The sequence below is a fragment of the Mesorhizobium sp. P2_F8 genome (genome assembly GCF_056403655.1).
On record NZ_JBFUFB010000005.1, the window covers coordinates 59,992 to 75,407 of the forward strand.

11 protein-coding genes are annotated in these 15,416 nt (G+C 64.4%); 7 read left to right on the top strand and 4 right to left on the bottom strand.

All coding sequences use genetic code 11. The features are described 5' to 3' along the window. The first annotated feature begins 69 nt into the window (after nucleotides 1-69). From AC1DZP_RS13800 to AC1DZP_RS13810, 3 genes are read left to right on the top strand one after another with little or no spacing between them, the layout of a single operon-like run. Nucleotides 70-1,242 (top strand): glycosyltransferase, encoded by a 1,173-nt coding sequence (locus tag AC1DZP_RS13800; protein WP_477303055.1) that lies wholly within the window; start codon nucleotides 70-72, stop codon nucleotides 1,240-1,242. Continuing rightward, entirely contained in the window at nucleotides 1,239-2,033 is a 795-nt protein-coding gene (locus AC1DZP_RS13805; protein WP_477225425.1) for a WecB/TagA/CpsF family glycosyltransferase, read from the top strand. Before AC1DZP_RS13800 ends, AC1DZP_RS13805 begins: the two co-directional genes overlap by 4 nt. Next, the gene (locus AC1DZP_RS13810; protein ID WP_477303057.1) at nucleotides 2,030-2,953 is read left to right on the top strand and encodes a DUF6492 family protein; all 924 of its coding nucleotides are present in this window, start codon (nucleotides 2,030-2,032) and stop codon (nucleotides 2,951-2,953) included. Before AC1DZP_RS13805 ends, AC1DZP_RS13810 begins: the two co-directional genes overlap by 4 nt. Before the next feature lie 96 nt (nucleotides 2,954-3,049). Here AC1DZP_RS13810 and AC1DZP_RS13815 read toward each other — a convergent pair whose 3' ends face one another. Further along, nucleotides 3,050-4,348 (bottom strand): lipopolysaccharide biosynthesis protein, encoded by a 1,299-nt coding sequence (locus tag AC1DZP_RS13815; RefSeq protein ID WP_477303059.1) that lies wholly within the window; start codon nucleotides 4,346-4,348, stop codon nucleotides 3,050-3,052. Between the two features lie 200 nt (nucleotides 4,349-4,548). Between AC1DZP_RS13815 and AC1DZP_RS13820 the strand changes: the two genes are divergently transcribed. The 4 genes from AC1DZP_RS13820 (at nucleotide 4,549) to AC1DZP_RS13835 (ending at nucleotide 11,173) form a co-directional block, all read left to right on the top strand. Then, a complete protein-coding gene (locus AC1DZP_RS13820) occupies nucleotides 4,549-7,212 on the top strand; it encodes a Wzz/FepE/Etk N-terminal domain-containing protein (protein ID WP_477303061.1) in 2,664 nt (887 codons plus the stop codon). 245 nt (nucleotides 7,213-7,457) lie between these two features. Further along, complete coding sequence (gene folD, locus AC1DZP_RS13825) at nucleotides 7,458-8,357, top strand: bifunctional methylenetetrahydrofolate dehydrogenase/methenyltetrahydrofolate cyclohydrolase FolD (protein WP_477303063.1); 900 nt, start codon at nucleotides 7,458-7,460, stop codon at nucleotides 8,355-8,357. A gap of 56 nt (nucleotides 8,358-8,413) precedes the next feature. Further along, nucleotides 8,414-9,376 carry a GlxA family transcriptional regulator gene (locus AC1DZP_RS13830; protein WP_013530232.1) on the top strand — a complete coding sequence of 321 codons (963 nt, stop codon included), beginning with the start codon at nucleotides 8,414-8,416 and terminating at the stop codon, nucleotides 9,374-9,376. Between the two features lie 126 nt (nucleotides 9,377-9,502). Continuing rightward, nucleotides 9,503-11,173, top strand: a complete 1,671-nt coding sequence (locus AC1DZP_RS13835; RefSeq protein WP_477303065.1) for a vWA domain-containing protein — start codon at nucleotides 9,503-9,505, stop codon at nucleotides 11,171-11,173. Nucleotides 11,174-11,244: 71 nt separating this feature from the next. On the opposite strand, the gene edd is transcribed toward AC1DZP_RS13835, so the two are convergent. From edd to zwf, 3 genes are all read right to left on the bottom strand, one after another. After that, nucleotides 11,245-13,068 (bottom strand): phosphogluconate dehydratase, encoded by a 1,824-nt coding sequence (gene edd / locus AC1DZP_RS13840; RefSeq protein ID WP_477303067.1) that lies wholly within the window; start codon nucleotides 13,066-13,068, stop codon nucleotides 11,245-11,247. Nucleotides 13,069-13,139: 71 nt separating this feature from the next. Beyond that, entirely contained in the window at nucleotides 13,140-13,856 is a 717-nt protein-coding gene (pgl, locus tag AC1DZP_RS13845; protein WP_477303069.1) for a 6-phosphogluconolactonase, read from the bottom strand. Next, nucleotides 13,838-15,307 (bottom strand): glucose-6-phosphate dehydrogenase, encoded by a 1,470-nt coding sequence (zwf, locus tag AC1DZP_RS13850; protein WP_095088578.1) that lies wholly within the window; start codon nucleotides 15,305-15,307, stop codon nucleotides 13,838-13,840. Before zwf ends, pgl begins: the two co-directional genes overlap by 19 nt. Nucleotides 15,308-15,416: the final 109 nt, after the last annotated feature.

Here is a 15,416-nt window from a genome sequence, read left to right on the forward strand (position 1 = left end):
CGTCGATTGTGCTCGCTTAATCAAGGGTTCACCGCACTTTGCTACCGGCTACACCACAGGATAGGTGAGATGCATCTGCTGTTCGCCACATCGATCGTGCCCGACGGCGCTCATGCCTCGGGCTATGAGATCGCCAACGCTGCGATCATCGCTGCTTTGCGGCGCGCTGGCGTGCGCGTCACCGTCATCGGCTTCACCTGGCCAGGAAAGCCCGCAGACGACCCCGAAAACACCGTGGTGCTGGGTGCGATCGACGTGCGCACGGACAATGCCTCTGCACGACAAAAGCTGGCCTGGGTCGGCAAGGCGCTGCTCTCAGGCCTCACCTTCGCCTCGGTCAAGTTGCGCGCAGTGCCCGACAGCGACGTTCTCGCCGCGGTCGCACGCGCCGGTCCGTTCGACGGCTATGTGCTGAATTCCGTGCAGTTCGCCGGCGCCTTCGAAAAGCTGTTCGCCGACCGGCCCTCGATCTTCGTCGCCCACAATGTCGAGCATCTTTCGGCGCGGGAGAATGCCGCTGCCGCCGGCAGCCTCTTCCAGCGCCTGCTGTTTCGCCGCGAGGCGAAGTTGCTCGAGACCATGGAAGAGCGTCTCTGCCGCCGCGCGCGCTTCATCTTCACGCTGGCCGAGGAAGACCGCGCGGCACTCGGTGTCGCCTCCGACGACCGCTCGGCGGTGCTGCCTTTAGTGACGGGCGCGCAGCCGCCGACCGAGGTAGCTTTGCGCCGGATCGATTGCGAGGCAGCGCTGATCGGCACCTGGACCTGGCAGCCGAACCGTATCGGCCTGGACTGGTTCCTGGGCAAGGTGGTGCCGCATCTGCGGCCCGGTTTCCGCATTCGCATCGCCGGCAGCATGCCTTCGGGCGTCACGTCGAAGCATCCCGGTGTCGAATTCGTCGGCCGTGTGCCGGATGCGCAGGCTTTCGTGCGCAGCGCTGCCGTCATCCCGCTGATCAGCACCGCCGGCAGCGGCGTCCAGTTGAAGACCATCGAGACCTTCGAACTCGGCCTGCCCTCCGTCGCCACCAGCCGCTCGCTGCGCGGCATCGATCATCGCCCGGCCAATTGCGTCGTCACCGACGATCCGGCCGATTTTGCCCGGGCCCTGGAGGCCGCGGCAACTGTCATCCACGATGTCGACGGCAGCGCTTTCCGTCGGTCGCAGGTCAGGGCGCTCGATGCCGCCATCCGGCTCGGCCTCGAAAAGCTCGGGCCGGTCAGGCAGGAGGCGTTTGCATGAACATGCATGCCGCCCGCACCCCGTCGGGGCTCGACACCTCGAAGACGATCCTCGGTATCCCGGTGCTCGCCATCCGTTGGAACGATGCGGTCGGACTGCTGAACCGCCTGATTGCCGAGCGGCGCTTCACCAAGGTCAGTTTTCTCAACGCCCACAACGCCAACCTCGCCTCCACCGACCCGGTCTTTGCCGACGCGCTCGATGATTTCCTCATCCTGCCCGACGGCATCGGTGTCGATCTGGCGGCGAAACTTCTTTATGGAGCGCCGTTTCCAGACAACCTCAACGGCACCGACTTCGTCCCCGCCTTCCTGCAGGCCTCGACGACGCCCCTGACGGTCGGGCTGCTCGGCGCGACGCGCGTCAATGCCGAAGCTGCGTCGGCCAAGCTTGCAGCACTTGCCGTGCAGCACAGCTTCGTGGTCATCCATGACGGCTATTTCTCGCCGGCCGAGGAGGCGGGAATAGTCGATCGGATCGAAGAATTGCGGCCGGACGTGCTGCTCGTGGCCATGGGCGTGCCGCGCCAGGAATTGTGGATCGCACGCCATATCGACGCGCGTCACTGCACGCTGCCGATCGCCGTCGGCGCATTGCTCGATTTCCTGAGCGGCGCGGTGCCGCGGGCGCCCTTGTGGATGCGCCGGCTGCGGCTCGAATGGCTGTTTCGGTTGGCCGTCGAACCCGGTCGCTTGTGGCGCCGCTACGTGGTCGGCAATCCCTTGTTCCTGCTGCGCGTTGTCAGGCAGAAACTCTCGCGCACACCGGAAGCTGCGGGAGACATCCATTGAACAGCCGGTTCGTCCCAGGCGCCGCTATCGAACCAAGCTCGCTTCGGCAGGTTCCGACGGCGGCAATAGTGACGGCAAGCTATGCGCCGGATTTCGAGCGTTGCCGGCTGTTATGCGARACGCTTGACCGCCACGTCTCGGGCGCGGCGCACCACTATATCCTTGTCGAACATCGCGATATCAAGCCTTTCCGTCAGTTGGAGAACGGCCGTCGCAGCATCGTCGATGAGCGGGAATTGCTGCCGCGTTGGCTGCATGCCTTCGATGATCCGCTCAGCCTGTTTCGTCGGCGTGTCTGGCTCAGCCTGAAGACGCAGCCGTTGCGCGGCTGGCACGTGCAGCAATTGCGCCGTATCGCGATCGCCGCGCACGCCGGGGAAGACGTGCTGATTTTCTGCGACTCCGACGTCGCCTTCCTCAAACCTTTCGACTGCGGCACCTTCTGGCGCGGTGGCACGGCGCGGCTGTTCCGCCGCGACGGGGTGCTGGCGGACGAGGGGCATGAGGAGCATCGCATCTGGTCGCGCAACGCCGGTGCGGCACTCGGTATCGACCCGTCCCGGACATCGGCCCATGACTATATTTCGACGCTGATCGCGTGGCGGCGTGACACTGTGCTGGCCATGTGCGGCGAGATCGAGAAGGTCCATGCGCGTGGCTGGGTCGAGGTTGTCGGCTCGGCGCGCAAGTTCTCCGAATGCATGATCTACGGCCGCTATGTCGACGATCTGCTGGAGGGTGCCGGCCACTTCCACGCTTCGGAGGAGTTCTGCCGCGTCCACTGGACCGGGCAAGCGCTGTCGGACGACGAGTTCCGCCGCTTCGTCGCCGCCATGGCGCCGGAGCAGGTGGCAATCGGCATGCAGTCTTTCATAGGCACCGATATCGGCCGCATCCGCCGTCTGATCGGGCTCAACTAAAGGCCGGATCCTTAAAGCGGGCCGGGTTTCCGTCCGCAATTGCGTCAAAGCTGGGAGATGGGGTGGTTCTGCGTTTCCGTGAAACGGTGAACCGCCCTAGACCGGCTTCGCCGGCTTGCGCATCGCCGAATAGGTGAGCAGCGTCGAGGCAAGATACAGAAGCAGGAACACGACGTTGAGCGACAGCACCAGGTTCGGCGTGTCGAGGATGGTCGTCAGCACATAGGTCAGCAGCACCGCCTTCAGTCCGGCAAGCAGGCCGAGATTGAGCGCCCGCACCAGCGTCTGGCCGCGGGCGAACAGCAGCTCCGCTTGGTATTCGACCAAATTACGCAGTCCCGGGACGCAGATCGCCAGCGCCACCAGAGGGGCGGCCTCGGCGACGTTCTTGCCGAGCGCATTGGGGAAGAAATGCAGCACGATGCCAAGCGTCAGTAGCGCCAGCGTCGAGACCGCGAAAACGCCGCCTTCAATGCCGCTCTTGACCGCCAGCCGTGACAGCAGCTCCGGCGCGCGCATCATGCGCTGCACCAGCATCATCGAGAAGGTGCGGATCGGAATGGCCGTCAGGTCGACCAGCCGCATGATGATGGCGTAGATACCGGCCAGATGCGGTCCGCCGATCGCCAGGACCAGTAGTTTGTCGAACTCCATCTGCAGATAAAACAGCACTTCGGCCCCGGCCACGTAAATGGAGTCAGCCAGTCGCCGAAGATAAAGCTCGATGCGCAGCCGCAAACGCTGGCGCGGGTAGAAGAAGCCGAAGGCAATCAGCAACGAGGCGGCATTGGCGCCGATATAGAACCACGACCATATCCAGACGCTGTGTTGCGCCCAGAACATGAACAGCACCGCGCCGAGCGCCCGCAGCGCCGTCGCCAGGATGGCCAGCAGCGCGGCGCGGCCGAACTTGCCCAGGCCGTTGTTGACGATCAGCGCCACCTCCACTGGCCGCCACAACAGAGCTTCGGCAAAGACGATTGCCGCAAACACCGACAGCGGCACGGTGTCAGCGAAGAAGATCAGGTAAACGCCGAACGAGGCCGCGGCCAACAGCGGCAGCGACAGCAGGCCGAGCAGCAGGAAGCCGGCGGTGAAGGTCCCGATCAGATTGGGGCGGATGGTGGCGGTGCGATAGAGTGCCGAGATGAAACCGAAGGCGAGAATGCGCGACAGCATGACGCCGGCCGCCGATGCGGTGGCGAACATGCCGAACTCGGAAATCGACAGCGTGTTGGCCAGCGCGATGAAATAGGCGAGTGAAAACACCAGCCGCCCGCCGGCGCCGCTGATCGCCGAGAAATAGTCGCGCAGCAGCCCTCGTCGTTCGGCCAAAAAAGTGCCGATCCGGGCGAGGGTGGGCCGCCTTTGCGGTATGTCACTGGCTTGCGTCATATCTCCAGGGAGAGCTTAGGTCGGAAAACTTAACGTGCCGTTCTGGAGCCCAGGGGCGTGTTGAAAAATAGGTGCTGGCGCAGGGAGAAACGGGGGCTTCGGCGCGCGAAAATTAACCTTTTGTTTTCCATGCCTGTTTAGCGTGGCTTAACGAATGGCGAAGCGCCGTTTGCAGGCCGCCAAGGGTAAAGCTCCAGACGATGGTCGACAGGGAAAACCGTGAAGACTGGAAGCGCGAGCGTTCGCTGCTGGCGCTCGGCAAGGCTGTGCGCGGCGACGACGAACCCGACGCGTCCCTGGTCTCGATCGGGGAGCGGGCTGACCCGTCATGGCGCGAGGATGCCGCCGCGCGTCATCGTCTCGCCCGGTCACAGCGCGAAGCGCGGACGAGCCCTTCGCAGCGCGAGGCGCTGTCGAATCCGAAGCTGTCGGACTCCGTTGCAACAGATGGATATCAGGCTGGCCATGAGCCAGCTTCGTCTGCGCAGGTGCCGCCTGAAGGCGGTCGATCCGCCGACGATTTTTCAGCAACCAGGTCGGCATCATCGGACTACGCGCAAACCACGTCACGGACTGCTGAAACCGCAGGCACCACCTATCGCCCCGATCGCACATCCGAACCTTACCATTCAGGCGACGCGCGGGCGTCCCGCAACGACGGCGCGGACAGCCAGCAATGGAAGCCGCTGATCGATCCGATGCAGGTCGTCCGTGGCGTTGGCAAGTCGAAGCTGCTGATCGTGGCGACGACGATACTGGGTGCCGGGCTCGGCATCGCCATCGCGCTGTCGACGCCGAAGAAATACGAAGCCACCACGGAACTGATCGTCGATCCGCGCGACCTGAAGCTCACCGACCGCGACCTCACCCAGTCGGTCGTCGCCTCCGACGCCACGCTGGCCATCGTCGAAAACCAGGTCCGGGTGCTGACCTCCGGCACCGTTTTGAACAAGGTCGTCGACAAGCTCAATCTCGTCAACGACCCGGAATTCAATGGGCAGGGTAGCGGCGGCCTCAGCGTCATGTCGCTCATCCGCTCCATCCTGTCGCGCCACGACGGGCCGGGTGGTGTCGACGAGACCCGCCGCCGGGCGCTTACTGTCGGCAATCTGGGCGAAAGCCTTTCAGTCGAGCGCGGCGGCAAGACCTTCGTCATCACCGTCAGCGCCACCACTCAGAATGGCGAGAAATCGGCTCTCATCGCCAACACGATGACGGATGTCTTCCTGCAGACCTTCGGTCAGATCCAGTCCGATACCGCCGGCCGCGCCACCGACGAACTGACGGCCAGGCTTGATGAATTGCGCAAGGGCGTCGAGGCGGCCGAACGCAAGGTCGAGGATTTCAGGGCCACGCACGACCTCGTCGACGCGCAGGGCCACCTCATCAGCGACGACGAGATGCTGAAGCTCAACGAGCAGCTGTCGGTTGCGCGCGCCCGCACGCTGGAACTCAACGCCCGGGCCGCTTCGGCGCGTTCGGTCGACGTCAACTCGGTTCTCACCGGCACCTTGCCGGAGGAGATCAACTCCAACACGATGAGCGATCTGCGTTCGCAATATGCGTCACTCAAGCAGGAGGCCGACCGCGCCGCCATCCGGTTCGGTCCACGGCACCCCGAACTCCAGGCGCTCAATGCCCAGCTTGCCGGCGCACGCGACCGCATCGCCGCGGAACTGCGTCGCATCGGCTCGTCGCTGCAGGTCGACCTCAAGCGCGCGGTCCAGCTCGAACAGGATCTCGCCTCTCGTCTGGCGCAGCTGAAGGTTCGCAGCGGCGACGTCAACAGCGACCTAGTGTCGATGCGCGAACTGGAGCGCGAGGCCGCCGCCAAGCGTTCCGTCTATGAACAGTATCTGCTGCGCGCCAAGGAGACAGGCGAGCAGAAAGACATCAACACCGCCAACATCAATGTGATCTCGAAGGCCTTCGCGCCGCTCGAGCCGAACGGGCCGTCGCGGGTCGTGGTGGCGCTTGCCGGCCTGCTGCTGGGCTTTGCCTCCGGCGTTGGCCTCGGCGCCATGCGTGGCGCCTATGAGAGCTTGCGTGACACCGCGACATCGCGCTCGCGCCGCGACCGCAGCATGGACGAACGCCGGACGCCTTACGAAGACAAGGCATATCAGGCAGCACCGCCACCGCCGCCAAAACCACCGGCACCGCCACCTGCACCGCCCCCGCCACCGCCTGCACCACCCGCGCCTGTTCAACAGGCTGACGTCACGCCGACCGAAGGTCCCGGTCGGATCAGTGCGTTGCTGTCGAAGCTGCGCAAGGCCATGTCCCGCAAGCAGTCCCCGCAGGACACCATCGATGCCGGTGAGTGGGTCTCATCCTTCGCCGATGGGAAGCCAACGGAAGATCTGACGCACCCCGCCTATTCCCAGTCGGCAGCGGCCTTTGCGCCCCTGCCGTCGGCCGCGGCAGCCTATCCACCACCGCCTTTCCGGCCCGGCGGCCATGTTCCCTATCCGCAACAGACGGCGCAGCCGCCATTGCCTCCCCACATGATGCCGCAGCGATCGTATTCGGGTCCGCAGGCCTATCCCTATGGGCAGCCGTTAGGCCTTCCGCAGGCGCAGCACTGGCAGGTGCCGCAGCAGCCGGGCTATCCCTACCCGCAGCCCATGTCCGATGCCGGGCAGATGTCTTATCCGCCCCACCCTGCTTCCGCGACTTATCCGCAACAGCCCACCGCGCCGCAGCAGGCAGCTCAGCCCGACGAGCCATCGGTGGAGGCGCCCCGGGCGGCGGAGGATGTCGAGCGGCACGCCCCGATCGACGAAATCCGCGCCAGCCTGCGCGAATTCCGCGAAGCCGTCCGCGAACTTACCGAGACCCGCGCGCGCCGCCGCTACTTCTGAGCCACAAAATAAGTCGCGCTGCCGAACAAAAACATGCCGGTTTCGCGTAAACGGCATGGGACGGCGCTTTGACGGGATTGCGTGTTGGAATTTTCGTGAAAATGCCGCGCTGCATGGTGCCGAGGGCACGCTTCCGAGTTTGACCGGGGCGCGCGGTTTCGCGGCATGCGTCAGACAAGGATCCAGGGTGCCGCATTCATGTTTTCGATGCGGCCGTTTGGGCGGAACGGTGTTGAGGGTGGACCATGGCCGAAGTGATTGATGGGAAGAGCGTCGCCGAAGACGTGGTGCGGACGGTCAAGACCCTGACGGCCGAACTTGTCGCGAAAGGCAAGGCCAAACCCGGTCTTGCCGTGGTCATCGTCGGTGAGGATCCGGCCAGCCAGGTCTATGTCGCTTCCAAGTCGCGCACCGCCAAGGAATGCGGCTTTCATTCCGTCCAGCACACGCTGCCGGCCGAAACCTCCGAGCCGGCATTGCTGAAGATCATCGGTGATCTCAACGCCGATCCGGCCATCAACGGCATCCTGGTGCAGCTTCCGCTGCCCGCCCATATCGACGCCGGCAAGATCATCCAGACCATCGCGCCGGAAAAGGATGTCGATGGCTTTCATTTCATCAATGTCGGCAAGCTCGGCACCGGCGAACTCGAGACCGCCTTCGTGCCTTGCACGCCGGCCGGCTCAATGCTCCTGATCGAGCGCGTGCGCGGCAAGGACCTGTCCGGCCTCAACGCGGTCGTCGTCGGCCGCTCCAACATCGTCGGCAAGCCGATGGCCAACCTCCTGCTTGCCGCCAACTGCACCGTCACCATTGCCCACAGCCGCACTAGGGATTTGCCGGCGCTTGCCCGCACCGCCGACATTCTCGTCGCGGCGGTCGGTCGGCCGGAGATGATCAAAGGTGATTGGGTGAAGCCCGGCGCTACGGTCATCGATGTAGGCATCAACCGCATTCCGGCGCCGGAAAAGGGCGAGGGCAAGTCTCGCCTCGTCGGCGATGTCGCCTATGCCGAAGCGGCGGAGGCCGCCGGCGCCATTACGCCGGTGCCCGGTGGTGTCGGCCCGATGACCATTGCCATGCTGATGGCCAATACGTTAGCCTCTGCCTACCTCGCGGCCGGATTGAAACGGCCGTCCTTCTGACCCACCAGAAAGCCGCAGCTTTGCCGAACCCAACTGTTCCTGTAGAACGGCCGGTCATGACGGATCCCGTTCAAGGCGGCCGGCAGTTCGCTTTCCTGCTGGTCGACAAGTTCTCGATGTTCTCGCTGGCCGCGGCGATCGATACGTTCCGATCGGCGAACCGTTTGCTTGGACGCGACTTCTACGGTTGGACGACCGTCTCCGCGGATGGCGATCCGGTGATGGCCTCCAATGGCCTGCCGCTGAAGATCGACTATGCCGTTGCAGACCTGCCTCCGGTCGACATCCTCTTCGTCTCGGTTGGACTGACGACGGAATTTCCCGGCAAGAGCAAGGTGCTGGCGGCGCTGCGCAGCTGGGGCCGGCGCGGCAACGCGCTCGGTGCGCTGTCGGTCGGCTCCTACCTGCTGGCCGAGGCCGGCCAACTGGAAGGCTATCGCTGCACCATCCATTGGGAAAACCGTGCCGGCTTCGTCGAACGCTTCCCCGACATCAACTGCACGGGCAATGTCTTCGAGATCGACCGCAAGCGCTACACATGCGCCGGCGGCACCACCTCGATCGACCTGATGCTGGAGATCGTGCGCGGCGATTTCGGCTCCAACCTCGCCAATGGCGTCGCCAACCAGTTCCAGCACGAGCGCATCCGCTCGGCCGGCGACCGCCAGCGTGTCGGGCCGGAACGCGATCTCACGGGCAAGTCGGAGAAGCTCAGGCGCATCGTCGAACTGATGGCCGACCACCTCGATGAGCCGCTGTCGGCGGTGCAGCTGGCCAAATCCGCCGGCCTGTCGGTGCGCCAGGTCGAGCGCCTGTTCCTACGCCATCTCAGCGTCACGCCGGGCCGTTATTACATGCGGCTGCGGCTGGAGCGGGCGCGCGAATTGCTGCGCCAGACCAACATGCCGATCCTCGACGTGGCGATCGCCACGGGCTTCACCTCGCATTCCTATTTTGCCCAGAGCTACCGGCTGCAATTCGGCAGGCCGCCCTCGGAAGAGCGCCGCACGACCTACTGAGCGGAGATTTTCGCTTCCGCTCAAAAGTTTGACATTCCGTCCCCTCCCAGCCGCGCCCGGCCTTGTGTCCTGACGCTGCGTCAAATAGTTTCCCGCCCGGATCGGGGCGGATTTGAGGAGATTTCGATGGCGGGATTTGCACGGAGCGTCGCTGCGGCGATCCTCCTTTTGTCGATGACGACGTTCGGCTTTGCCGCAAACAAGGTCATCATCATTCTCGATGCCTCTGGCTCCATGTGGGCGCAGATCGACGGCAAGCCCAAGCTCGAAATCGCCCGTGAATCGCTGAGAACCGTGCTTCAATCGGTTCCCGCCGATGACGAGATCGGCTTCATGGCCTATGGCCATCGCGAAAAAGGCAGTTGCGACGACATCCAGTTGATCGTGCCACCACAGGCAGGCTCGGCAAGCGCCATCTCGGCCGCTGCCGACAGCCTGAAATTCCTCGGCAAGACGCCGCTGACGGCCGCCGTCAAGCAGGCGGCCGAAGCGTTGAAATACACCGAGGACAAGGCGACCGTCGTCCTCATCACCGACGGGCTGGAAACATGCGGCGGCGATCCCTGCGCGCTTGGCAAGGAACTCGAGGCGTCCGGCGTCGATTTCACCGCTGACGTCGTCGGCTTCGGCCTCACCGCCGACGAAGGCAAGCAGATCGCCTGCCTCGCCGACAACACGGGCGGCAAGTACATCCAGGCCTCCGATGAGAAGGCGTTGCAGGAGGCGCTAGTCGAGACGGTGGCGGCACCAGCACCAGCACCCGCTCCTGCTCCTGAACCGGCTCCCGCCCCGACGCCTGCGCCGGAGCCCGCGAAACCGGAATTCAACTTCCAGCCGACGGTGGTGATGGCCGAAGGTGGCGAGCCGATCACCGACGGCAACGCCTGGGAGATCTACAAGGCGAATTCCGACGGCTCGCGCGGGGATTCCGTGACCACCGAATATGGCGCCTACAAGGGCAATCTCGAGCCCGGCGACTATGTCGTCGTTGCACGCGACGACGAGGCCAAGGTGGAGCAGAAATTCAAGATCGAGGCCGGCCAGGTCTACAAGCCGCTGTTCACCTTGAACGCGGGCACCATGCTCATTCATCCGCGGCCGAGCCAGGGCGCCGACATCAGTGACGAGGCCCATGTCGACTTCACCTATCCCGGCGGCAACACCACCCACTATGGCGACACCAAGATCATCGTACCGGCGGGTGAACAGAAGGTCACGGTTCAGATCGGCAGCGGTTCGGTGGTCGAGACCATCCAACTGGCCGCCGGGCAGACGATCGAAAAGGACGTCATCGTCGGCGTCGGGCACGTCGTCTTCAACGCTTATTATGTCACCGGCGGCGACAAGGCCGACAGTTCCGGGCTCGGCTTCCAGATCGTCAAGGCGAAGAAGAAGATCGACGGTTCACGCGACGATGTCGAGCATTCCTATGGGCCGGACAGCAAGTTCTGGCTGCCGCCGGACGACTATGTCGCGCTCACCACGCTTGATCTCGCGACCGTCGAACAGCCGTTCAGCGTCAAGGTCGGCGACAATCAGGACATCAAGGTGCCGCTCGGTGCCGGCGTTCTGGCCATGTCGGCCCCTGGCGCCTACTCGATCGAGGTCCTGTCTCCGAAAAAGGACATTCAGGGCAATCGCAAGGCGCTTGGCCTGAACTATGGCGACGCCTGGCAGCAGACCATTCCGGCCGGCGATTACGTGGTCGTCCGGCACATGTCCGATGGAGGCCATGACAAGGAAATGCCGGTGACGGTCAAGGCTGGCGAGCGTACCGAGATCACCGTTACGCCATGACTGCCGTATGACCGGCAGCAAAAAAGGGCGGCTGTCAGCCGCCCTTTTTCATCGACAGGACGATGATTTCGTCACGCCGTGCCGAAGGCGCTGGCGCCATGGTCGGCACGGCCGACCAACTGGCGGAAGCCGGCGAACAGCTCGCGGCCGAAACCGAATTCATTGCCGATGAGGTCGGCATCCGCCGTCCGGCGCAGTGCAAAATCGCCCGCCGGCACGAGCACTTCCAGCGTTCCGGCGTCGGCGTCGAGCCGGACGATGTCGCCATCATGGATCCTGGCGATCGGCCCATCCTCGACTGCTTCCGGCGTGACATGGATGGCGGCCGGCACCTTGCCGGAGGCGCCCGACATGCGCCCGTCGGTGACCAGCGCCACGCGCTGGCCACGGTCCTGCAGGATGCCGAGCACCGTGGTCAGCTTGTGCAGTTCCGGCATGCCGTTGGCCTTCGGCCCCTGGAAGCGGATGACGGCGATGAAATCACCGGTCAGCGTTCCCGCCTTGAACGCCTCGTTCAATCCTTGCTGGCTGTCGAAGACCTTGGCCGGCGCCTCGATGATGCGCCGCTCCGGCTTTACCGCAGAGGTCTTGATGACGGCATGGCCGAGATTGCCCGACAGCACCTTCAGACCACCGGTTGCCTGGAACGCCTTTTTGAACGGCGCCAGCACCTTCTCGTCACCGCTTTCGCGCGGCGAGGCTTCGCGCACCACGCCGCCGTCGGCGCCGAGCTTGGCCTCCACCGCATAGGGCCGCAGACCTTCGCCCCACACCGTCTGCACATCCTCGTGCAGGATGCCTTCGTCGAGCAGTTCGCGGATCAGGAAGCCGAGCCCACCCGCCGCGTGGAAGTGGTTCACGTCGGCGAGACCATTCGGATAAACTCGCGCCAGCAGCGGCACCGCCTCCGACAGGTCGGAAATGTCCTGCCAGGTGATGGCGATGCCGGCGGCCGCCGCCATGGCGATCAGGTGGATGGTGTGATTGGTCGAGCCGCCTGTGGCATGCAGGCCGACGACGCCGTTGACGATCGAACGCTCGTCGATCATCCGGCCGACCGGCGTATAGGCATTGCCGAGCGCGGTGATCGCCAGCGCCCGCTTCGTCGCCTCGCGGGTCAAAGCCTCGCGCAGCGGCGTGCCTGGATTGACGAAGGAGGCGCCCGGCGTGTGCAGGCCCATGATCTCCATCAGCATCTGGTTGGAATTGGCCGTGCCGTAGAAGGTGCAGGTTCCCGGCCCGTGATAGGACTTGGACTCGGCCTCCAGCAGTTCGGCCCGTCCCGCCTTGCCTTCGGCATAGAGCTGGCGGACCTTGGCCTTTTCGTCGTTCGGCAGGCCGGTGGTCATCGGCCCTGCCGGAATGAACACTGCGGGCAGGTGGCCGAAGGTGAGTGCGGCGATCACCAGACCCGGCACGATCTTGTCGCAGACGCCGAGATAGACGGCGGCGTCGAACATGTTGTGCGACAGGCCGATCGCCGCGGCCATCGCGATCACATCGCGCGAAAACAGCGACAGTTCCATGCCGGGCTGGCCTTGGGTGACGCCATCACACATTGCCGGCACGCCGCCGGCCACCTGGGCGATGCCGCCGGCCTCGCGCGCCGCGTCCTTGATCAGCGCCGGAAAGGTCTCGAACGGCTGATGCGCCGACAGCATGTCGTTGTAGGAGGTGATGATGCCGAGGTTCGGCACCGTGTCCGCACCCAGCGCCAGCTTTTCCGAGGGGCTGCACACCGCAAAGCCGTGGGCGAGGTTGCCGCAGGACAGCACGGCCCGGTTTGCGGTGCGGTTCGACGCTTCGGCGATGCGGCCGAGGTAGCGCTCGCGGCCCGGTCTGGAACGCTGGCGGATGCGCTCGGTGATGGCTTCGATGTCGCGTCTGGCGGTCATGGTGTCGGTCCTTTCAGGCGAGGTCCCGGAACACAATCCGGCTGTCTGCCGGGACCCTCAGCACGTTCAAATCAGGGCGCCCAGAAAACCTCTACGGGCTTGGGTGCGGCGTCGAGCACGGCGCGGATTGGCTTTCGCGGTCCAGGGGCAACCGCGCTGTCGAAGGCGGCGCGCTTGTCCTCGCCTTCGATGTGCAGCGCGATGAAGCCTGCATCGACAATGCGCGCCAGCGACAAGGTCAGCCGCGGCTCGACGGCGCTGGCCGCATGGACCGGCAGCACGATCCTGTCGGAGGACGGGTCGAGCAGCTTTGCCAGATCATCGGCATCGGGAAAGAACGAGGCGGTGTGGCCGTCCGGTCCCATGCCGAGCACGACGACATCGAGCGGCCAGGGCAATGACTGCAGCGCCGAATTGTCGGAAGCCGCCGCATCCTCGATGCCGACGCCTTCGTGATAGAGCGGCACGAACCGTGCAGCTTTTGCGGCGTTCTGCAAGAGATTGGCGGCCACCAGCCCGGCATTGGAGCGCGGCGAGGACGCAGGCACGAAACGCTCGTCGACCAGCGTCACAATCACCTTGTCCCAGGCGATGGGTATCACCGAAAGGGCGGCGAAGAACTTTGCCGGTGTGGTGCCGCCAGAGACGGCGAGCAGCCCTATACCGCGCTCGGCGATCGCCTTGGTCAGGCGCCCGGCGACATGGCCAGCAAGGGCGACCGCCAACTCCTGGCGCCCGGCAAAGCCGTTCCAGCTATAGGCGGCGCCGTTCAATTGCTCTCGTGCCATGTCCGCCCGTCACGTTCGATCAGTGCAATAGAGGCCGACGGCCCCCAGGTGCCCGCTGTGTAGCCCTGCGCTTCCTGTCTGGCGCTTTCCCACGCGTTCTGGATCGGGTCGATCCATTTCCACGCCGCCTCGACTTCGTCGCGACGCATGAACAGCGTCTGGTTGCCACGGATGACGTCCATGATCAGCCGTTCGTAGGCGTCCGGCGCGCGGCCGTCGAAGGATTGCGCGAAGCTCATGTCGAGCGAGATCTGGCGCAGCCGCATGCCGCCCGGACCCGGATCCTTGATCATGATGAACTGCTTGACGCCTTCGTCCGGCTGTAGCCGGATGACCAACTGATTGGCGAAGATCGGCCCGGCGCTGTCGCCGAAGATCGAATGCGGGATCGGCTTGAACTCGATGACGATTTCCGAAACCCGGGTCGCCAGCCTCTTGCCGGTCCGCAGGTAAAACGGAACGCCCGCCCAGCGCCAGGTGCCGATCTCGGCCTTGATGGCGACGAAGGTCTCGGTGTTGCTGTCGTGGGCAAGCTCCTCGACATAGCCCTTCACAGCTCCGCTGGCCGAGGCGCCGGCGCGGTACTGGCCACGCACAGTGTGCTTGGGCGCCTCGTTGCCGTTGATGCGCTTCAGTGCCCTGAGCACCTTCAGCTTCTCGTCGCGCACCGCGTCGGCGTCCATTGACGACGGCGCTTCCATGGCAACAAGACACAGCAGCTGCAGTATATGGTTCTGCACCATGTCGCGCAGCGCGCCGGCCTTGTCGTAATAGGTGACGCGGTCTTCCAGACCCACGGTCTCGGCCACGGTGATCTGCACGTGGTCGATATGGGCGGAATTCCACAGCGGCTCGTAGAGCGCGTTGGCAAAGCGCAGCGCCATTAGATTCTGCACCGTCTCCTTGCCGAGATAGTGGTCGATGCGGAAGATCTGGCTTTCGTGGAAATCGTCGCCGACCAGGTCGTTGAGCGCTTGCGCCGAGGCAAGGTCGCGGCCGATCGGCTTCTCCAGCACGATGCGCGAGTTCGGCGTGATCAGCTTGTGCTCTTTCAGCTTGTGCGAGATATCGCCGAACAGCGCCGGCGCCACCGCCAGGTAGAAAGCGCGGATGCGGTCGCTATCGCCGATCGCCTTCTTCAGCTTGTCGAAGCCGGCGCCCGTCGTCGCATCGGCCGAAACGTAGGAGAGGCGGGCGAGGAACGTCTTCAGTTCCTTGGCGTCGATATCGTCAGCTTTGACGTGGTCCGAGATCGCCTGTTTGGCGAAGGCCTGGAATTCCTCGTCGGTCATCTTCGAGCGCGACGTGCCGATGATGCGCGTCGGCTCGGAGAACTGATGGTCGCGCTGGCGATAGTAGAGCGACGGCAGAAGCTTGCGTTCCGACAGATCGCCGGTGCCGCCGAAAATGATGAAGTCGAAAGGATCGACGGGGATGATCTGGCTGGTCATGGTCTGTCCGCTCTGACGCCGGTCGCTGTGACGCGGCTGATATAATCTAATCGATTTAAATTTTCCAGTGCCATGGTGTCACATCTGAGTGTTGCGCCTGCCTCTTGAC